The sequence below is a fragment of the Nitrospirillum karajorum genome (assembly GCF_036348415.1).
Lineage (GTDB): Bacteria > Pseudomonadota > Alphaproteobacteria > Azospirillales > Azospirillaceae > Nitrospirillum > Nitrospirillum amazonense_B.
The window spans coordinates 1,121,160-1,140,461 of record NZ_JAZBQB010000003.1 but is presented as its reverse complement, the minus strand read 5'-3'; the positions used below and the strand labels follow the sequence as shown (position 1 = coordinate 1,140,461).

At 68.8% G+C, this 19,302-nt stretch carries 17 protein-coding genes; 7 read left to right on the top strand and 10 right to left on the bottom strand.

The window, feature by feature from the left end; all coding sequences use genetic code 11:
- Positions 1 to 5: 5 nt before the first annotated feature.
- Positions 6 to 599 (bottom strand): shikimate kinase, encoded by a 594-nt coding sequence (locus tag UCD39_RS18820; protein ID WP_330497382.1) that lies wholly within the window; start codon positions 597 to 599, stop codon positions 6 to 8.
- Positions 600 to 1,052: 453 nt separating this feature from the next.
- On the opposite strand from UCD39_RS18820, the gene UCD39_RS18815 reads away from it, so the two are divergent.
- The 4 genes from UCD39_RS18815 (at position 1,053) to UCD39_RS18800 (ending at position 5,192) form a co-directional block, all read left to right on the top strand.
- Positions 1,053 to 1,193 (top strand): hypothetical protein, encoded by a 141-nt coding sequence (locus UCD39_RS18815; protein WP_186455801.1) that lies wholly within the window; start codon positions 1,053 to 1,055, stop codon positions 1,191 to 1,193.
- 7 nt (positions 1,194 to 1,200) lie between these two features.
- The gene (locus UCD39_RS18810) at positions 1,201 to 3,060 is read left to right on the top strand and encodes a hypothetical protein (RefSeq protein WP_330497381.1); all 1,860 of its coding nucleotides are present in this window, start codon (positions 1,201 to 1,203) and stop codon (positions 3,058 to 3,060) included.
- Between the two features lie 5 nt (positions 3,061 to 3,065).
- A complete protein-coding gene (locus UCD39_RS18805; RefSeq protein ID WP_330497380.1) occupies positions 3,066 to 4,109 on the top strand; it encodes a site-specific tyrosine recombinase XerD in 1,044 nt (347 codons plus the stop codon).
- 129 nt (positions 4,110 to 4,238) lie between these two features.
- Positions 4,239 to 5,192 carry an acetyl-CoA carboxylase carboxyltransferase subunit alpha gene (locus UCD39_RS18800; RefSeq protein WP_330497379.1) on the top strand — a complete coding sequence of 318 codons (954 nt, stop codon included), beginning with the start codon at positions 4,239 to 4,241 and terminating at the stop codon, positions 5,190 to 5,192.
- 200 nt (positions 5,193 to 5,392) lie between these two features.
- Here UCD39_RS18800 and UCD39_RS18795 read toward each other — a convergent pair whose 3' ends face one another.
- The 5 genes from UCD39_RS18795 to UCD39_RS18775 form a co-directional block, all read right to left on the bottom strand.
- Complete coding sequence (locus UCD39_RS18795) at positions 5,393 to 5,653, bottom strand: hypothetical protein (RefSeq protein ID WP_330497378.1); 261 nt, start codon at positions 5,651 to 5,653, stop codon at positions 5,393 to 5,395.
- A gap of 256 nt (positions 5,654 to 5,909) precedes the next feature.
- On the bottom strand, positions 5,910 to 6,914 hold the full coding sequence (locus tag UCD39_RS18790; RefSeq protein ID WP_330497377.1) for an aspartate-semialdehyde dehydrogenase: 1,005 nt from the start codon (positions 6,912 to 6,914) through the stop codon (positions 5,910 to 5,912).
- A 277-nt stretch (positions 6,915 to 7,191) separates the two neighbouring features.
- A complete protein-coding gene (gene ubiB, locus UCD39_RS18785; RefSeq protein WP_330497376.1) occupies positions 7,192 to 8,730 on the bottom strand; it encodes a 2-polyprenylphenol 6-hydroxylase in 1,539 nt (512 codons plus the stop codon).
- A gap of 2 nt (positions 8,731 to 8,732) precedes the next feature.
- Positions 8,733 to 9,572 carry a class I SAM-dependent methyltransferase gene (locus UCD39_RS18780; protein WP_330497375.1) on the bottom strand — a complete coding sequence of 280 codons (840 nt, stop codon included), beginning with the start codon at positions 9,570 to 9,572 and terminating at the stop codon, positions 8,733 to 8,735.
- Positions 9,573 to 9,685: 113 nt separating this feature from the next.
- Entirely contained in the window at positions 9,686 to 10,522 is an 837-nt protein-coding gene (locus UCD39_RS18775; protein WP_330497374.1) for an AraC family transcriptional regulator, read from the bottom strand.
- Between the two features lie 139 nt (positions 10,523 to 10,661).
- Between UCD39_RS18775 and UCD39_RS18770 the strand changes: the two genes are divergently transcribed.
- On the top strand, positions 10,662 to 11,861 hold the full coding sequence (locus UCD39_RS18770; protein ID WP_330497373.1) for an FAD-dependent oxidoreductase: 1,200 nt from the start codon (positions 10,662 to 10,664) through the stop codon (positions 11,859 to 11,861).
- Between the two features lie 11 nt (positions 11,862 to 11,872).
- Positions 11,873 to 12,259 carry a hypothetical protein gene (locus UCD39_RS18765; RefSeq protein ID WP_330497372.1) on the top strand — a complete coding sequence of 129 codons (387 nt, stop codon included), beginning with the start codon at positions 11,873 to 11,875 and terminating at the stop codon, positions 12,257 to 12,259.
- Between the two features lie 55 nt (positions 12,260 to 12,314).
- Here UCD39_RS18765 and phoB read toward each other — a convergent pair whose 3' ends face one another.
- The 4 genes from phoB to UCD39_RS18745 form a co-directional block, all read right to left on the bottom strand.
- A complete protein-coding gene (gene phoB / locus UCD39_RS18760; RefSeq protein ID WP_145732922.1) occupies positions 12,315 to 13,019 on the bottom strand; it encodes a phosphate regulon transcriptional regulator PhoB in 705 nt (234 codons plus the stop codon).
- A gap of 79 nt (positions 13,020 to 13,098) precedes the next feature.
- On the bottom strand, positions 13,099 to 13,863 hold the full coding sequence (phoU, locus tag UCD39_RS18755) for a phosphate signaling complex protein PhoU (protein ID WP_145732919.1): 765 nt from the start codon (positions 13,861 to 13,863) through the stop codon (positions 13,099 to 13,101).
- Positions 13,864 to 14,100: 237 nt separating this feature from the next.
- Complete coding sequence (locus UCD39_RS18750; protein ID WP_330497371.1) at positions 14,101 to 15,624, bottom strand: ATP-binding protein; 1,524 nt, start codon at positions 15,622 to 15,624, stop codon at positions 14,101 to 14,103.
- A gap of 301 nt (positions 15,625 to 15,925) precedes the next feature.
- On the bottom strand, positions 15,926 to 18,211 hold the full coding sequence (locus tag UCD39_RS18745) for an NADP-dependent malic enzyme (RefSeq protein ID WP_330497370.1): 2,286 nt from the start codon (positions 18,209 to 18,211) through the stop codon (positions 15,926 to 15,928).
- A 417-nt stretch (positions 18,212 to 18,628) separates the two neighbouring features.
- Between UCD39_RS18745 and UCD39_RS18740 the strand changes: the two genes are divergently transcribed.
- Positions 18,629 to 19,300 carry an RNA polymerase sigma factor gene (locus tag UCD39_RS18740; protein WP_145732913.1) on the top strand — a complete coding sequence of 224 codons (672 nt, stop codon included), beginning with the start codon at positions 18,629 to 18,631 and terminating at the stop codon, positions 19,298 to 19,300.
- Positions 19,301 to 19,302: the final 2 nt, after the last annotated feature.

The following is a 19,302-nucleotide window of genomic DNA, read 5'->3' as shown; positions in this document are numbered from 1 at the left end:
AGCGCTCATTCCACGGCGGCCGGCTGGGGCCGCGTCTCCTGGGTTTGGCTATCCGCGTCAGTGTCCAGATAGTCCTGCAGCGCCTCCACCACCCTGTCCACCGTGTCCTCCGCCGGGCGGTCGCCGCTGTCCACGGTGATGTCGGCCTGGGCGTAGTAGGGATGGCGCAGCTCCATCAGTTTGCGCAGCGTCTCGCGCGGGTCGGCATCCTTCAACAGGGGCCGATTGCCCCGGCGCGCCGTGCGCTGCACCAGCAGGTCCAGCTCCGCTCGCAGCCAGATGGAATGGGCGCGCTGGCGCACCAGGGCCCGGGTTTCGGCATCCATGAAGGCGCCACCGCCGGTGGACAGCACCTGCAGCGGCTGGTCCAGCAGGCGGGCGATCACCCGGCGCTCCCCCTCGCGGAAGGCCGGTTCGCCATAGCGGTCGAAGAATTCGGGTATGCTGCAACCGGCGGCGCGCTCGATCTCATGGTCGGCGTCGACGAAGGGCAGGCCCAGGCGCGCGGCCAAGCGGCGGCCGATGCTGGTCTTGCCGGCACCCATCAGGCCGACCAGGACCAGGGTGCGCGGCGGGCGTTGGCGCAAGGTGGGCCGCATCAGCGCACCCCCCCGAACCGGATGGCGGCCTGGCCGGCCGGTGCCCGGCGGATCGGGGTGGCGTTGCGCACCCGGGGACCGGACGCTACAGTGCCAAGCGCTAACACCATGTTTGCCGTATCATCCATAACAGCCGAGACCTAAAGCCGTGCCCCGTTCCGGGGGTTGTTCTTAACCCTTAACACCGGTTGTCCGCCTTTGGCCCTGCGGCCTTCGGCGATCTGTCCGGCCCCGCTTTTCCGTGACAGCCTGCCCCCGATGATCTGGTGGGACGATCTGGTGGACGGCGCCGGATGGAAACGGTTAGGGGGGACTGCATAACACAGTCGACCCCGCCTGTCCCTCAACTCCACCGAGGTGCTGCGCACTGCCGCCTTGCTTGCGCCGCGATGGTCTCGCAATTTTCTTTCCGAATCCGTCCTTTCCCTTTCAGCGATTGATGCCGATCCCACGATGAAAAAGCTTCTTCTGATCCTGATCGCCCTGGTTGTCCTTGGCGGTGCCGGCGCCGCCCTGGTCGTGGCCGCTACCACCTCCCCGGCGCCCTCCGCGCCCACCGAACGGGTGATCCCCAATGACCGCTTCCCGCAGTAAGCTCCGCTTGGCGCTCCGACTGGGCCTGGCGCTGGCCGCCGGCCTGATGACGGCCCCGGTGGCGCTGGCGCAATCGGGGTCCCAGACCTCGGGCGCACCCACCCCCTTGTGGCCACAGGGGCCGGCGACGCCGTCCACCAGTACGCCGTCCGCCGGCGTGCCTTCCGGGGGCGCCCCAACCGGCACCGATGGCGGCGCGACCCAAGGTCCCACCCCCCTGGGCGCCCCGCTCTACACGCCCCCCGCCCCCCGCTCATCCTCCTTCGAGGTCAAGACCCTGGCGGCGGTGACGCCGGATGGCGGCGGCCTGCTGGACGCGGGGCAGGGGGGCCTGGGCCAGGCGCTGTGGGCCGACAGTCCGCGCGGCCTGGTCGACCGGGCGCTGATGTCCCTGCCGCCCTCCAGTCCCTCGCCGGCGGTGCGCGCCTTGCTGGGGCGTGTGCTGATGTCCTCCGGCACGGCCCCCCAGGCGAACAAGGATACGCGTAACTTCCTGGGCGCCCGCCTGGAACGTCTGGCCCTGCTGGGTGATGGCAAGAACGCCGACGCCATGGCCGCGCTGCCCACCGCCCTGGACGACGCCGGCGCGGCGGAGGCCTGGGCCCGCCTGTCGCTGCTGACCGGCGACGGGTCGGCCTGCAACCAGATGGCGGACCTGCAGAAGCGCTTCAACGACGGCGAAATCCAGATGCTGGGCGTCGTTTGCCAGGTGCGCGGCGGGTCCACCGACAATGTCATGCTGTCGCTGGACATCATGCGGGAACAGGGGGTGAAGGATGACGGCTTCTCCCGCCTGGCGGAGGTGGCGGCCAGCGGGCAGAAGGGCGCGCTGAAGGGCTTCTCCACCCTGTCGGCCGAGGCGGTGGCCCTGGCCCGCGCCATGGGCCGTGGCCTGCCGGCGGAAGTGCCGGCGGCCCAGATCCAGACCCTCAACCCGGCGGCGGCCGCCGCCGTCGCCGACCTGCCCGACACGCCGGCGGCGCTGAAGCTGGTGGCGGGCGACCGCGCCGCCGCCTACGGTACCCTGCCGGCGGCGGCCCTGGCCCCCCTCTACAAGGCGGCCAAGGTCAGCCCCAGCGACCTGAAGAACGCTGTGGGCGTGGCGGAGAAACGCCAGGGCGCCGACCAGCGCGCCATCCTGTACCAGGCCCTGACCGGGGAAACGATACCCTCGCTGAAGGGCGCCATCCTGGCCAAGGCGGTGGACGTCAGCGATCCCGGCCTGCTGGCCGGGGCCTGGGGTGACCTGCTGGTCCAGGAACTGGAAGGGCTGGCCCCCGGGCCGGCGCTGAAGGACCTGGCCCCGGCCGCCGCCCGCCTGGCCCTGCTGCAGAACCGGCGCGACTTGGCCCAGCCCTGGTTCGAACTGGCCCGCCAGACGGCGCAAGAGGCGTCCGCTGGCGGGAAAGCCGATGGCAAGCCCTTGCAGGCCTACCTGCGTCTGGTGCCCCTGGCGGTGCTGGGCGGCCTGCTGCCCAGCGACGGCGCCAACTGGGCGCAGTGGCTGGACGCGGTGAAGGCCGACGCCGACGCGCCGTCGCGCCTGCGCGCCGGGTCCATCCTGGCCTTGCTCACGGCGGCGGGGGAGAAGATCGACCCGCTGCTGCTGGCCCGCACCTCCGCGGTGGCGGAGGCGCCGGGGGTGATCCCCGACGCCGCCTCCTGGCTGCGCCTGGACCAGTCGGTGACGGTGCCCCGGCGGGGCGAGGTGGCGTTGCTGGCCCTGGCGGAATTGGCGGACGCCGGCCCGGCCAGCACCGCGCCCACGGTCACGGTTCATGCCCTGTCGGCCCTGGCCGCCATCGGCCTGAAGGACGACGCCCGGCGTCTGGCGCTGGAGGCCGTCGCCGCCCTGGCCGGGTCCTGAGGACCATGGCGTCGCGCGTCCCAAAGGCCCCCACCGTCGGGAAGGCCGTTTCCAGGAAGCGGTCCCCCGGTCGGCCGCGCGGCGCCACCCTGGCCCTGCCGCCCGGGGTGGACGCTTTCCTGGACATGCTGGTGGCGGAACGGGGGGCGGCGGCCAACACCCGTGACGCCTATCGCCGCGATCTGGTGGACGCGGCCCGTTTCATCGCCGCCCAGCAGGGGGACAAGGGCCCCACGCTGGACCAGGCGGGCACGGACGACCTGCGCGCCTACCTGGACCATCTGGGGCGCGACGGCACCAACGCCGCCGTCCGTACCGTGGCCCGGCGCCTGTCGGCCCTGCGCCAGTATTACAAGTTCCTGGTGTCAGAAGGCCGGCGCGAGATCGACCCGGCCGCCGTGCTGGACGGCCCGCGCCTGGGCCGCCCCCTGCCCAAGATCCTGTCCGAGGATGACGTGGCCCGCATGCTGGACACCGCCGCCGCCCAGGGCGGGGCGGAGGGGCTGCGGTTGGCGGCGTTGCTGGAACTGCTCTACGCCACGGGCTTGCGTGTGTCGGAGTTGGTGGGCCTGCCGCTTTCGGCCTTCAGCCGCGACGGTCGGGTGCTGGTGGTCAAGGGCAAGGGCGGGAAGGAGCGCATGGTGCCCCTGTCCCCGCCGGCCCGCGATGCGCTGGCGGCCTACCTGCCGCACCGCGCCGCCTTCTTCTCCCCGGGCCGGGAGGCCAAACAGGCCGGTCACCTGTTCCCCTCGCGCAGTTCCGGCGGCACCTTGACGCGTCAGCGTTTCGGCCAGTTGCTGAAGGATCTGGCGCTGGCGGCGGGCCTGGACCCGGCCAAGGTCAGCCCCCATGTCCTGCGCCACGCCTTCGCCACCCATCTGCTGGACCATGGCGCCGACCTGCGCTCCGTCCAGAAGATGCTGGGCCATGCCGACATCGGCACCACTCAGATTTACACTCATGTCGTGGGGGAGCGCCTGCGCCGCGCGGTGGAGGACCACCACCCCCTGGCCAAGGGCAACGCGGGTGGCCGCCCCCGCAAGGGGTAGGGCCGCGCACCCCTAAAGTCGATAGCACTGGCCCCTGGCCCGCGCTCATGGTAATCAGCCGGCTTCGACCTTTGTGCGGATCGCCGTCCCGGCGGCCGCGCCTCCTTACAAGCAGTTGTAAGCCGCCCCATGCATTTCCTTGAATTTGAAAAGCCGATCGCCGAACTCGAAGGCAAGATCGATGAACTCCGTCATCTGTCCGATGGCGGCGGGATCAACATCGCCGACGAGGTCCGCAAGCTTGAGGACAAGGTCGACAAGCTGCTGCGCTCGACCTATGCCAAGCTGTCCCCGGCCCAGAAGGTCCAGGTGGCGCGCCATCCCAACCGGCCGCATTGCCTGGACTACATCAATGCCCTGATCACGGATTTCACGCCGCTGGCGGGCGATCGCGTGTTCGGTGAGGATCGCGCCATCGTCGGCGGCCTGGGCCGGTTCCGGGGCCGGTCGGTGGTGATCATCGGCCAGGAAAAGGGCCACGACACCGATACGCGCATCCGTCATAACTTCGGCTCGGCCAAGCCGGAAGGCTACCGCAAGGCGCAGCGCCTGCTGGCCCTGGCCAGCCGCTTCAACCTGCCGGTCATCACCCTGGTGGATACGGCCGGCGCCTATCCCGGCGTGGGTGCGGAAGAGCGCGGCCAGGCGGAGGCCATCGCCAAGTCCATCGAGACCTGCCTGCGCGCCCGCGTTCCCATCGTCTCCGCCGTCATCGGTGAGGGCGGGTCGGGGGGCGCCATCGCCATCGCCACGGCCGACCGTGTGCTGATGCTGGAGCACTCGATCTACTCCGTCATCTCGCCGGAAGGCTGCTCGGGCATCCTGTGGCGCAGCAACACCAACGCCGCCGACGCGGCCGCGGCCCTGCGCCTGACCGCCCAGGACCTGAAGGAACTGGGCGTCATCGACCGCATCGTCATGGAACCCATCGGCGGCGCGCACCGCCGGCGCGAGGAAACCATCCTGGCCCTGGGCAACGCCATCGACGACAGCCTGGAATCGATGCGCGGCCAGGACGGCGGCACCCTGATCGCCCGCCGCCGCGAGAAGTACCTGGCCATGGGCCAGAAGGGCCTGGGGTAAGACTTCCAGAAGGGCCTGGGCTGATGCTCAGCGTTCACATGAACAGGAGGGGCGCTTCCAGCGATGGAGGCGCCCTTTTTCTATGCGCGGTGGCCGATCAGCGGGCAAAAACCCGAGACTTATCCCCGGCGCTGCCGCCGGGGACAGGGGCGCGGGCCCAGGGGCCGGCGGATCGAAAGAGGTTCGGGGGGATTCCGAACCTAGCTGCGCAGCACCAGGCGGGAGCAACCGCCGCCGGCCGGCTGCACGTCGCTGGCCAGGCCCGCCAGGCTCAACGTGGCCTGCACGTCCAGGATGGTGTCCGTGGAGCGGGTCAGGGTCAGGCTGACGTTGCGGCAGCCCATCTTCCGGAAGCGCGTGACCGCGTCCAGGATTTGGCGGGCGGGGGCGGCGGAGGAACGGGACTGGGGCGGCGGAATATCAAAGGTGCTGGGGGTGGCGGCCATCACGGCGGCGGCCATGCCGGGTTCCGGATTAGGGGCTCCGGTCGCCTCATGCGGATGCATGCGAGGTCCCTGGTTGGGGTTCGCCCGGGAACGACCCCGGACAACCAGGATATTGCGACCAATTGAGGCTTTTCCGCGACCGTAAAGTTGGGCCTGCGGCCGATTTTCCCATGAGGATGGGGCTGAGGCGGCCCCAGCAGCCCGTCCTTACCCCAAAAGAATGAGGCCGCCGGTGTTCCTGCCGACGGCCCCCATCACGGAAAACCCCGTCTTACAGCAACTCGGCGATCTGCACGGCGTTCAGAGCGGCGCCCTTCAGCAGCTGGTCGCCGGCGACGAACAGCTGGATGGAACGGCCGCTGGGGTCGCTGATGTCCTGGCGGATGCGACCCACCAGGATGTCGCCCTGGCCGGAGGCGTCCACCGGCATGGGGAAGTAGTTCTTCTCCCAATCATCGACGATACGCACGCCCGGGGCGGTGGACAGGATGTCCTTCACCTCGGCCGGGGTGATGGGCCGCTCGAACTCCACGGTCAGCGCCTCGGAATGGGCGCGCAGCACGGGCACGCGCACGCAGGTGGCGGAGATGCGGATGTCGGCGTCGCCGAAAATCTTCCACGTCTCCTTCACCATCTTCATCTCTTCCTCGTTATAGCCGTTGGCCGGGTCGACCTTGGCGTTGTGGCTGAAGAGGTTGAAGGCGTAGGGGTGGGGCAGCACGGTGGGGGTGAAGGGCTTGCCCTCCAGATAGGCCCGCGTGCCTTCGCGCAGCTCTTCCATGGCGGCGGCACCGGCGCCTGAGGCCGCCTGATAGGTGGCGGCGATGAAGCGCGTGATGCGGTTCTTGGCGTGCAGCGGCCACAGCGGGACCAGCGCGATGATGGTGGAGCAGTTGGGGTTGGCGATGATGCCCTTGTGCTGCTTCACCGCCTCCGGGTTCACCTCCGGCACCACCAGGGGGACGTTGGGGTCCTGGCGGAAGGCGCTGGAATTGTCCACCACCACGGCGCCGGCCTTCACCGCGATGGGGCCATAGACCTTGGAGATGGAGCCGCCAGCGGAGAACAGGGCGATGTTGACGCCGTCGAAGCTGTTCTCGTCCAGGGCCTGGACGGTGATCTCTTTACCCTTGAAGGTCATGGTCTTGCCGGCCGACCGGGGCGACGCCAGCAGGCGCAGCTCGGACAGGGGGAAATCACGCTGCTCCAGGCACTCGAGCAGCTCGACGCCAACGGCACCGGTGGCACCGACGATGGCAACGACGGGCAAGGCCATGACCTAATTCCTCAAAGACGAAGGGTGAAACATATGGAACGAGAGGCGCCATCCTCTTGTTCGTTTCGTACCCGCGTCAAGCGGACGACTCGCAGGGCTGCCTTGTGGCCAGGGCCGTGCCGCGCAAGTTTTGGTTAGGGTTTGTGTATGTTGTCCCTCAAGCGCCGGGCGGCGGCATCCGCCGCCTTGGCTTGTCCTCGCTGCGCCCTGCGGTGCTCGCTCCGGCGGACGCGGTCGCGTCCTACCGGCATGAGGCAGTGCCTCATGCCGGCCTGGCTTATCGCAAGGCGAGGACGGTGACGGCCACGGTCAGCGCGAGGATGGCGGCCCATTGCCATCCACCCCGGCCCCGCCCCAGGCGGGTGGCCAGATCGTCGATGCTGCGCGGGTCGATGGGCAGGCCGCCTCTGTCCAGGTGCTCGGCCAGGCGGTCGGCGTGGCGCAGCAGCAGGGGCAGCTTGTGGGCGGTGGCGCTCAGGTTGCGCACGGCCTCGGCTAGGCGCGCCTCCGGCCCACGGTTCTCCCGCATCCACTGCTCGATCAGGGGGCGGGCCACTTCCCACATGTTCAGCTTGGGGTTCAGGGCGCGGCCCACGCCTTCCGCCGTCAGCATGCTTTTTTGCAGCAGCAGCAGCTGGGGCTGGGTCTCCATCTCGAACTGCTCGGTCACGGCGAACAGCTGGGCCAGCAGCCGGCCGACGGAGATGTCGTGCAGCGGCTTGTTGTGCACCTGCTCACCGATGGCGCGGGCCGCCTGCATGAACAGTTCGCGCGACTGGTGGGCGGGGACGTAGCCGGCGTCGAAATGCACGTCGGCCACCAGGCGGTAATCGCGGTTCAGGAAGCCCAGCAGCATGTCGGCCAGGTACAGTCGCGTCTGCCGGTCCAGCCGCCCCATGATGCCGAAATCCACCGGCGCCAGATGGCCGGACATGTTCACGAACATGTTCCCCGGATGCAGGTCGGCGTGGAAGAAGCCGTCGCGGAATACCTGGTTGAAAAAGGAATTGGCCGCCTGGCGCAGCACGTCGTCGGGGTCGAAGCCGGCGGCACGGATGGCGTCCACCTGATCCACGGGGATGCCGTGGATACGGTCGATGGTCAGCACCCGCTGGCTGGTGCGGTCCCAATCCACCCTGGGGATGTTGAAGGTGACGTCGCCCCTGAAATTGTCGGCCAGTTCCGAGGCGGCGCTGGCCTCCAGGCGCAGGTCCATCTCCATGCGCACGGTCTCGGCGAAGGTTTCCACCACCTCCACCGGCTTCAGGCGCTTCAGCCGGGGCAGGACGCGCACGGCCAGGCCAGCCAGCCAGAACATCAGGTCGATGTCGCGGCGGAAGGCCAGTTCCACGCCGGGGCGCAGCACCTTCACCGCCACCTCCTTGCCCTCCGCCGTCACGGCGAAGTGCACCTGGGCGATGCTGGCGGCGGCCACGGACTCGGGCTCGAAGCTCTGGAAGATCTCGCCCAGCGGGCGGCCCAGCTGTTCCTCGATGATGGCCACGGCTTGGGGCGTGGGGAAGGGCGGCAGCCGGTCACGCAGCAGGGCCAAATCTTCGGCCACGGCGTCGCCCACCAGGTCGGACCGGGTGGACAGGGCCTGGCCCAGCTTGATGAAGCTGGGACCCAGCTCCTGGATGGCGGCCGCCAGGCGCTGGCCCTTGCGGCCGGGCGCCCGGTTGTTGTTCATCAGGCGCAGCATCATGGCCAGGCCTGGCGCCACGTCGCGGAACTCCTCCGGGAACAGGGCGCCATGCCGGCCCAGCGTACGCCCGATGATGTACAGGCGGCGCAGGTTGCGCAGGATGCGGAACATGGTCAGACGCGCCAGGCGGAATGGATGGCGGCCACGCCACCCGTCAGGGGCCGGGCCTTGGCCTGGCTGAAGCCAACGGCCTCCAGCCGGCGGCACAGCGCCTCCCGCTCGGGGAAGCGGCGGATGCTTTCCACCAGGTACTGATAGCTGTCGCGGTCACCTGCCACCACCTGGCCGATGCGGGGCAGCACCTCGAAGGAATAGCGGTCGTACAGCTCGCGCAGGATGGGCAGGTTCACCTGGCTGAATTCCAGGCAGTAGAAGCGTCCGCCGGGCTTCAGCACGCGGTGGGCCTCGGCCAGGGCCTTGTCGATATGGGTGACGTTGCGCAGGCCGAAGGCGATGGTGTAGGCGTCGACCGAGCGGTTGGGCAGGGGCAGCGACTCGGCATTGCCCACGGTCCACTGTAGACCGCCGCGCGTTTCCGGCGTCTGGTCCCAGCCTGGCATGGACCCTTTGTCGATGCCGCGATCGCGGCCCACACGCACCATGGCTTCCGTCAGGTCGCAGACCATGATCCGGGCGGCGGGTGCCTTGGCGGCCATGCGAAAGGCGATGTCGCCCGTGCCACCGGCCACGTCCAGGATGGTCTCGCCCGCCCGGGGGTTCACCAGGCTGACGAAATCCGCCTTCCACAGCCGGTGGATGCCCACCGACATGAGGTCGTTCATGATGTCGTAGCGGCTGGCGACGCTGGAGAACACGCCCTGCACCAGCGGTGCCTTCTCCGCCGGGTTGATGGCGCGGAAACCGAAGGATCGCGCCTCACGCTCCTGCGCCGTCAGGGCGTCGGTGGCGGGGGTGTCGGCGGTGAAGGGCGGGGGCGTGGGATGGTCGACCATGGCGGCACCATAGCGTCGGGAACGGCGCTTGGGTAGCGGGCTTGGTGGGCAGGCCTGCCCTGAAAACGGGGCAGGATAAGTGGCTTATCCGTTCGGCGGCCCTAGGCAGAAGGTCAGGCCGCGATCCCCCTTCGGGCGAAATAACGGGCGGGGGGCTCACCAAAGGCCCGGCGGAACATGGCGATGAAGTTGCTGGGCGTGGCATAGCCCAAGGCATCCGCCACCTCCGTCACCGGCTCCCCTTTCGCCAGCCGTTCCAGGGCAAGGGTCAGCCGGGCCTGCTGGCGCCACTGGGTCACGCTCAGGCCCGTTTCCGCCATGAACAAGCGGCGGGCCGTCCGTTCCGACAGGCCGGCATCGCGCGCCAGCACGCCCAGGGGGCGATCATCGTCCGGCGCCTTCAGCAGGCGCAGGGCCAGACGCAGCAGCCGCGGGTCGGTGGGCATGGGCAGGTGCAGCGGTTCGCGCGGCGCCAGGCGAACCTCATCCAGCAACACGGCCAGCAGCCGCTCCTGCTCTGGCGTCAACGCCGCCTCCAGCGGCCATCCCGACACCCGCCGCACCAGTGATCGCAACAGGTCGCTGATGCCCATGACGCAGGGGCTGTCGGGCAGGCCCGCGCTGGCCTCTGGCGTCAGCATCATGCCCCAGCCGTCCAGCACGCCGCTGATGGTCACCTTGTGCATCATGCCGGGTGGCAGCCATCCCGCGCGCAAGGGCGGCAGCATCCAGGATCCATGTGCCGTGCGCACATGGATCAGGCCGCTGGCGATGCAGAACAGCTGTCCCCGGCGGTGGGCGTGCCAGTCGATCTCCCTCGTGCCCATGCGGTCCCGATCCTCCCGCGAATGGCTGCCCCAGAAGGTCAGGACGGGCGGACCGTCCGCCCGCTCACACATCTCCAGGAAGGCTTCCTTGGTCATGCGGTTGCTATCGCTGTCGGGACGCATGGCTTTCCCTGAGGTAAAGGGGGGTTGCTGCCGGACGGTTTGGCCGCTCCGCATTATTTTTCGTCCGACTGTCGTTATCAAGTGCCTCGTTCGGTGGGATATCGATACTCCAGCGCGGAGTTAGGCGGATGGTGACGGAATGAATGGGACGCAGGTGGCGATCATCGGGGCGGGCCTGGGGGGGCTGTGCCTGGCGCAGGCACTGACGCGCGCCGGTGTCGCGTGCGTGGTGTACGAGCGGGACGTGGCCGTGGACAGCCGGTCCCAGGGCTATCGCGTGCGCATCGACGCGGATGGCGCTGATGCCTTGGCCCGGTGCCTGTCGCCGTCCCTGTATGACCTGTTCAGGCGCACCTGTGCCGTGGCCGCCCCGCGCAGCCGCTTCCTGGACGGCCAACTGGCACCGGTGACCGGTCGCGCGCCGGCGGTGTGGAGTGCGGCCCCCGATGCGCAAGGCCGGGACAACGCGGCGGGTGGCGCGGCGGCGGGAGACTTTTGCGTCCATCGTCAGACGCTGCGGGAAATCTTGCTCTCGGGCATCGAGGACCGGGTGCGCTTCGGCGCCGCGTTTCAGGGCCTGGCCGTGGGGGCGGACGGCCGCGCCCATATTGCCTTCGCTGATGGCACCACCGTTCGCGCCGGCCTGGTGGTGGCCGCCGACGGTGTCAACTCCGTCGTGCGCCGTCAGTTGATGCCCCAGGCGGAGCCGCTGGATGTGGGGGCGGTCTGCCTCTACGGCCGCACCGTTTTGACGCCTCAGGTGCGGGCGGTGGTGGGCGACGACCTCTGTACAGGCACCAGCGTGGTCTTCGCCGACGGCCATGCCGGTATCATCGAGCCCATGCTGTTTCCGCCTGCGGCCTTTGCCCCGGAGGGCGCTTCGACCAGCCTGACCCCCGTGGCCGACTATCTCTACTGGGCCTTGATTGGTCCGCGCTCGCGGATGATGGGGGCGTTGCCAGATGCCGTGCCGGCGGCGGTGGCACGGCATCTGGCGCGCGATTGGCATCCCAGCCTGCGCGGTCTGTTCCGGCATGCCGATCCGGAAGGCATAACCCGGCTGCCGGTGCGCAGCGCCCGCTTGGCCCGCACCTGGCCCCACTGGACGGCGGCGGCGGTGACTTTCCTGGGCGATGCCATCCACGCCATGAGCCCGGCCGGTGGCCTGGGGGCCAACACCGCCCTGCGGGATGCCGCCGTGCTGGCGGACAGCCTGTCCCGCACCTCGTCCCCCACGGCGGCCGCGCGGGAATATGAGGCGGAGATGCGCGTGCGTGCGGCCCGCGCCATCCACCTCTCGGAGGTCGGTGCTGCGGCGCTATTTGCGGATGTGTTTTAAGGAGATTGAGGATGAGCCTGTTCGAGATACACGATCTCAGCCGCTTTCCCGTGGTGACGACCCGGCCCGGCACCACCCGGCCTGGTTACGCGCCGCAGTGGGAACGGGAAATGGATGCCCTGTTGGAACGGAGCGTGCCCTTCGTCATCATCATGCGCGATTCCCCGGAAGGGGAGGCGCATGAGGACCGGCGCCTGCGCGGTATGTGGCTGAAGCGCAACCGCGATACCCTGGCGGCGTTATGCCGCGCGGTGATCACGGTGGAGCCGAACGCGGCGCAACGCGCTGCCTTCAAGGTCCAAGCCGCCATCGCCGTGAAGGCCTTCGGCGTGGCGATGGAGGTGGCCGCCACGGAGGACGAGGCCGCGACCCTGGCGACGGCCGCCCTCGCCGCATGATACGGAGGCCGACCAGCGGCACGAGGTATCCCCTCGGGCCGCCGATATGGAAATATCAAGCGGACTTCATGTCCAGGGCGTAGCCGGCCGACCGCACGGTGCGGATCATGTCCAGTTCCGTCTCCTCGTTCAGGGCCTTGCGCAGGCGGCGGATGTGCACGTCCACGGTGCGCGGCTCCACGTACACGTCGTGGCCCCAGACGATGTCCAGCAACTGCTCCCGCGAGAAGACGCGGCCGGGGTGCTGCATGAAGTGGCGCAGCAGGCGGAACTCCGTCGGGCCCAGGTGGATGTCGCGGCTGTTGCGGCGCACCCGGTGGGCGGCCAGGTCCATGCTGATGTCGCCGTAGCGCAGCAGTTCCTCCGCCAGGGAGGGGACGGCCCGGCGCAGCACGGCGCGGATGCGGGCCACCAGTTCGGTTGGGCTGAAGGGTTTGGAGATGTAGTCGTCGGCGCCGGAATTGAGGCCGCGCACCTTGTCCGCCTCCTCGCCCCGGGCGGTCAGCATGATGATGGGGATCTCGCGAGTCTTGGGGTTGCGGCGCATCTGGCGGCAGACCTCCAGCCCGCTCATCAGCGGCAGCATCCAATCCAGCAGCACCAGGTGCGGCGCCTGCTCGTCGGCCAGCAGCAGGGCCTCCTCACCGTCGTTGGCGGTCAGCACCCGGAAGCCTTCTTTCTCCAGGTTGTAGCTCAGCAGCGTGACGAGGTCGGTTTCATCCTCGACGATCAGGACCAAGGGCTTCAACGAGGCGTTCATGGGGTGTCCCTAAAACTGGCTGTCCGCAGGCGGAGGCAGGTGGGTCGAGAAATCTAATCGGTACAGGCGCAGGCGCTACTTACAGGTCATCCAGCGACTCGGCCCCATGCAGGCCGCTGCCGTGCAGGTCGACGTCCGCCGTGGGGCCGACGACAAAGCTGGACTCGTCATGCTTGGGGCGGCTGGACGTCAGTGGTTGGCCCAACACCAGGAAATGGATGTTTTCCGCGATGTTGGTGGCGTGGTCGCCCGCCCGCTCCAAATTCTTGGCGATGAACAGCAGGTGGGTGCAAGGGGTGATGTTACGCGGGTCCTCCATCATATAGGTCAGGACCTCGCGGAAGAGGCTGGTGTACAGGTCGTCCAGCTCCTCGTCGCGGTTCCAGGCGTCGATGGCCTTGCCCACGTCGCGATCGATATAGGCGTCCAGCACGTCCTTCAGCATGCTTTCCACCAGCTTGCCCATGCGCGGAATGGCGCTGACGGGCCGCACGGCGGGCAGCTTGGCCAGGGCCATGCTGCGCTTGGCGATGTTGGCGGCGTAGTCGCCGGTGCGTTCCAGGTCGGCGGAAATCTTCAGGGCGGCCAGGATCTCGCGCAGGTCGCTGCCCACGGGCTGGCGCAGGGCCAGCATGCGCACGGCCTCCTGCTCGATCCCGCGCTCATAGTCGTCCAACTGCAGGTCCGCCTTCATCACGCGGGCGGCCAGGTCGACATCCCGGCGCACCACCGCCTGCACGGCACCGTCCACCTGCGCTTCGGCCACGCCCCCCATTTGGGTGATCAGGTTGGACAGGCGCTGCAGCTGTTGCTCGAACGATTTGACGGTGTGTTCGGCGGGCATTCTCTTACCACCCCATCCCCGGCGGTCCCGGCCGGGGCATGAAAAACGGCGGCCGGCGGGACGTCGCCGGTCGGGCAGGGTGGACCATAGCGACAGGTCGCTATGGAATTGCTACAAACAGGCGACAGTTTTGTGACATGGCACGGGGCGGATTCCGCTGTCAAAAATGCCCTGCGCTCAAGGGCTTATACCATACGAACGTAGGGTGTGTCCGGCGATGTGCCGCCGCCTCAGGGCTCAAGCCGCGCCGCGACCGCCTTCGTGTGACAGATTCGGGGCGGATTGTGGGAGGGATTTTTCCCCCTTCTCGCCCAGTTTCTCAGCGGGCTTCTCCACGCCCGGCAGGTGCACGGTGAAGGTGCTGCCCTTGCCCACTTCGCTGTCGATGGTCAGGCGCCCACGATGGCGGTTCACGATGTGCTTCACGATGGCCAGCCCCAAGCCGGTACCGCCCAGGGCGCGGCTGCGGGCGGCGTCCACGCGGTAAAAGCGTTCCGTCAGACGGGGCAGGTGCGTGCGCGCGATGCCATCGCCCTTGTCGGTCACCGACACCTTGATGCCGACCACTTTCTGAGGTGACTTCTGGCGGGCGCGGATGCCGGTGGCGCCCGTGGCCGGCGGCGCGTCCGCCCGCTCCAGCGACACCACCACGTCCGTCTGTTCCCGGCCATACTTGATGGCGTTGTCGATCAGGTTCTGGAACACCTGGGTCAGTTGGTCCTCATCGCCCTGCACGCGCGGCAGATCCTCGCCGCCGTGCACCTTGATGGTGATCTTGCGGGCCGCCGCCTTCAGCTCCAGCATGGCGACCACGCTTTGCACCAACTGGGCGACGTTGGTTTCTCCGGTGGGGTGGGTGTGCTCATCCAGCTCGATGCGCGACAGGGACAAAAGGTCCATCACCAGGCGCGACATGCGGCCGGCCTGCTCCTGCATGATGGCCAGGAAGCGGTCGCGCGCGTCGGCGTCGTCGCGGGCTGGGCCGCGCAGGGTTTCGATGAAGCCCACCAGGGTGGACAGCGGGGTGCGCAGCTCATGGCTGGCGTTGGCGACGAAGTCAGCCCGCATCTGTTCCGACCGCTTGATGGCGGTGATGTCGTGCAGGGTGATGATGGCGGTGATCTCGCGTTCGTCCGCGCCATCCTCCGCCGCGGGCTGGAAGGGGGTGACCCGCACCTCCAACACCCGCTCCACCGGCAGGGGCAGGGTGAATTCCACCCGCCGGCTTTCGCCTCCCGCCAGCACGGCGTCCACCGCCGCCAGCACGTCGGGGTTGCGCACGCTGACCGCCAGGTCGCGGTTCAGCATGCGATCGCCGAACAGGGCGCGGGCGGCGCTGTTGGCGCGCCCCACCTTGCGCTTGGCGTCGACCAGCATCAGGGGGTCGTGCAGGGCTTCCACCACCGCCTCGTCGGCGGCCAGCCGGTGTTCGATCTCCTCCCTGTGGCGCAGCCAATTCTGGTGCAGGTGGGCGATGTCTTCCAGCAGGGCGGCGCCCGTCAGGGTGCGGGCCAGGGGGGGCGGTAGGGGCGTGCGCCGGTCGCGCACCTGGTCGAGATAGGCGGCGATCAGCCGGCTGTCGCGCAGCACCAGATGCCGGGCCACGGCGGTCACGGCCGCCACCAGGACGAAGGCGCCCAGCGCCAGCAAGGGGTGGAGACGCCCGGACAGAACCAGCGCCGCCAGCAGGGCGCCCGTCGGCGCCAGCATCAGCACGGCGATGGCCACGAAACGATCGGGACGCGCTTCCAAACGACTCATCTCCCTAACCCACCCATGCTCATTTCCCGCGAGGCCAGCCGAACAGGCCAGGTCAGAATCGCGCAACGCTGTCCAGTGCCCCGGTCATTGCCCCGAACATAGCGCAAGAAATGCGCGCGGGACCCACGTCATGGAAGTTTAATTCCGGGCCCGGCCCACCACCGGCCGCGTCTCATAAGAAAAGGCCGCGGCATCCGGTGGTGCGACCATCTGTCCGCGGCCCGCTTTTATTTGCGCGCTGGCGCGGGCCTGGACCCGCGCCATTTGTATACTGGATACACTGTCGGTGCGGCCGATCCCCTTACAAGGCGGTGGACAGGCTGTCGTGGGCCGCCATGACGGCGGCCGTCAGCAGCTCATTGGACGTGGCGCCCATCTGCACGATCTGCGCCGGCTTCTCCAGGTTGATCAGCAGCGGCCCGATCAGGGTGCCGCCGCCCATCTTCTGCAACAGCTTGGCGCCGATGTTGGCGGTGTGCAGCGCCGGCATGATCAACACGTTGGCCGGGCCCGACAGGCGGCTGAACGGGTACAGGCGCTTCATCAGATCGTGGTCCAGCGCCACGTCCACCGACATCTCGCCCTCATACTCGAAGTCGACGCCCCGCTGGTCCATCAGGGCCACGGCGTCGCGCACATGCTGCGCCCGCTCCCGCATCGGCTGGCCGAAGTTGGAGAAGGACAGGAAGGCCACGCGCGGCTCGTGCCCCATCTGGCGGGCGGTGCGGGCCGCCCCCTCGGCGATGCAGACCAGCTGCTGGGCGGTCGGGCGCTCATGCACCGTGGTGTCGGCGATGAACACCGTCTGCTTGCGCAACGCCAGCACCGACAGGCCGAAGGCCGGCGCGCCCGGACGGGCGTCGATGACGTGGCCGATCTCCTCATACGAGGTGAAGAAGTCGCGGGTCAGGCCCGTGACCACCGCGTCGGCGTCGCCCAGCGCCACCATGCAGGCGGCGAAGACGTTGCGATGCTGGTTGACCAGCCGCTGGCAGTCGCGGTGCAGCATGCCCTTGCGCTGCAGGCGGCTGTACAGGAAGTCGGTGTAGCGCTGGTTTTCCGTGGACTGGAACAGACGGGCGTTACGCACCTCCAGTGGCGCGCTGCCCTGGGGCAGGCCCAAGGCCGCCATCTGCTCCGCCACCACCTTCTCGCGGCCGATCAGGATGGGCGTGCCGTAGCCGGCGGAGCGGAAGGCCAGGGCGGCGCGGATGGTCCGCTCCTCCTCGCCCTCGGCGAAGACGACGCGGCGCGGGTTGGCCTTCACCTTGTCGAAGATCTGCTGCAGGCTGTCGGCCGTGGGGTCCAGGCGCAGGCGCAGGGCGCGGCCATAGGCCTCCATGTCCGTGATGGGGCGCTTGGCCACGCCGGTGTCCATGGCCGCCTGGGCCACGGCCGCCGGCACCTTCACGATCAGGCGCGGGTCGAACGGCACGGGGATGATGTATTCCGGGCCATAGCGCAGGCGCCGGCCGGAATAGGCGGCGTCCACCTCGTCCGGCACGTCCTCGCGCGCCAGCTCGGCCAAGGCATTCACGGCCGCGATCTTCATGGCGTCGTTGATGGTGCTGGCCCGAACGTCCAGGGCGCCGCGGAAAATGTAGGGGAATCCCAGGACGTTGTTGACCTGGTTGGGATAGTCGGACCGGCCGGTGGCGACGATGGCGTCGTCACGCACCGACTTCACCTCTTCCGGCGTGATTTCCGGATCGGGGTTGGCCATGGCGAAGATGATGGGCTTGGCCGCCATGCTGGCCACCATCTCGGCCGTCAGGGCGCCCTTGACCGACAAGCCCAAGAACACGTCGGCGCCCTTGACCGCCTCGGCCAGGGTGCGGGCGTCGGTGGTGACGGCGTGGGCCGATTTCCACTGGTTCATGCCGTTGGTCCGGCCCTGGTAGACGACGCCCTTGGTGTCGCACAGGGTCACGTTCTCATGGGGCATGCCCATGGACTTGATCAATTCCACGCAGGCGATGGCGGCGGCACCGGCGCCGTTCACCACCAGGCGGGCGTCGGTCATGCTGCGGCCCGTCAGGTGCAGGGCGTTGATCAGGCCGGCGGCGGCGATGATGGCGGTGCCGTGCTGGTCGTCGTGGAAGACGGGAATGTCCATCAGTTCGCGCAGGCGCTGCTCGATGATGAAGCAATCGGGCGCCTTGATGTCTTCCAGGTTGATGCCGCCGAAGCTGGGGCCCAGATAGCGCACGGAATTGATGAATTCATCGACGTCGCGGGTGTCGACCTCCAGGTCGATGCCGTCCACGTCGGCGAAGCGCTTGAACAGCACGGCCTTGCCTTCCATGACCGGCTTGGAGGCCAAGGCGCCCAGGTCACCCAGGCCCAGCACGGCGGTACCGTTGGAAATGACGGCCACCAGGTTGCCCTTGGCGGTGTAATCGTAGGCGGTGGCCGGGTCCTCATGGATGCGCAGGCAGGGCACCGCGACGCCGGGGGAATAGGCCAGCGCCAGGTCGCGCTGGGTCGTCAGGGGCTTGGTCGGGGTGATTTCCAGCTTGCCCGGACGCCCGCTGGCATGCAGCAGCAGGGCCTCGGCGTCGGTGACGCGCTTCTCGGTATCGGCCATACGTTCTCTCTCCACCGCGTTTGCGGGTCCGGTCTTGTTGCCGGCCCTTCAATTATTGCGAGCGATGGTAGCCGAGGGGTCCGGCCGGGGTCACGGGCAAATCCGCCCCCGACCTCTGTTCCGCGGGCGGGGCTGCAATCGCGGTAGGTCGGGGGCGGCGCCGGGATGCGTGCGGGGGCGCGCATCCGGTCGGCCACGCCGTATCGGGGCTGGCGTGGCCGGCGTCGACGGGATCGGCGGTTTGGGGCAGGACCGTCCCCGTGACTATCCTTTTACGCCCCGCAGACGATATCCCGTCTCGACCAGGCCGGATTTTATTTGACAACCTTACCGACAGGGCATTGCCCGCGGCCCGTATAAGGGGTCATGTATGCACTTCGCGACATAGACGTCCCGGGTCACTCTTCAGGGGAACTGATGGACGAATCCGTCCAGCCGGAGCCGCGCATCGGCGCAGCCTCGGCCGCTGACATCGCCGCGTCCCGGACCAGGTCCGGGGCCCTATCCGCGTCCATCCCGGGCGGCTCCCTGCCGGAACCGGGGGATGACGCCTTGCTGGCGCGCATCGCCCAGGGGGACCGCCAGGCTTTCGCCCTGCTGGCCGCCCGCCATGCGCCCAAGGCCATGAAGCTGGCCCAGCGCATTCTGGGCAACGCGGCCGACGCGGATGAGGTGGTGCAGGAGGCCTTGCTTCGGGTGTGGACGGGGGCCAAGAACTGGATTCCCGATGGCCGCGCCCGGTTTTCCACTTGGCTGCACCGCGTGGTGGTGAATTTATGTGTGGACCGGCGGCGGCGTCCCGCCTTCGCCGGGCTGGAAGGAATACCCGAGCCGCCTGACCCGACGCCATCCGCGGTGAATGTGATGGCGCGGCAACAGACGGCCAAATTGGTGTCGCAGGCCTTGGCGGAGTTGCCGGAACGGCAGCGGTTGGCCGTCACGCTCTGCTATTACGAGGAACGCAGCGCCGCCGACGCTGCGCAAATCCTTTCCCTCTCTGTTTCGGCGGTGGAATCGCTGTTGGCCCGGGCCCGGCGCGCGTTGCGGGCGCGCCTGTCCGGTGTGGTTCAGGATACGGGTGAGGTCTAGGG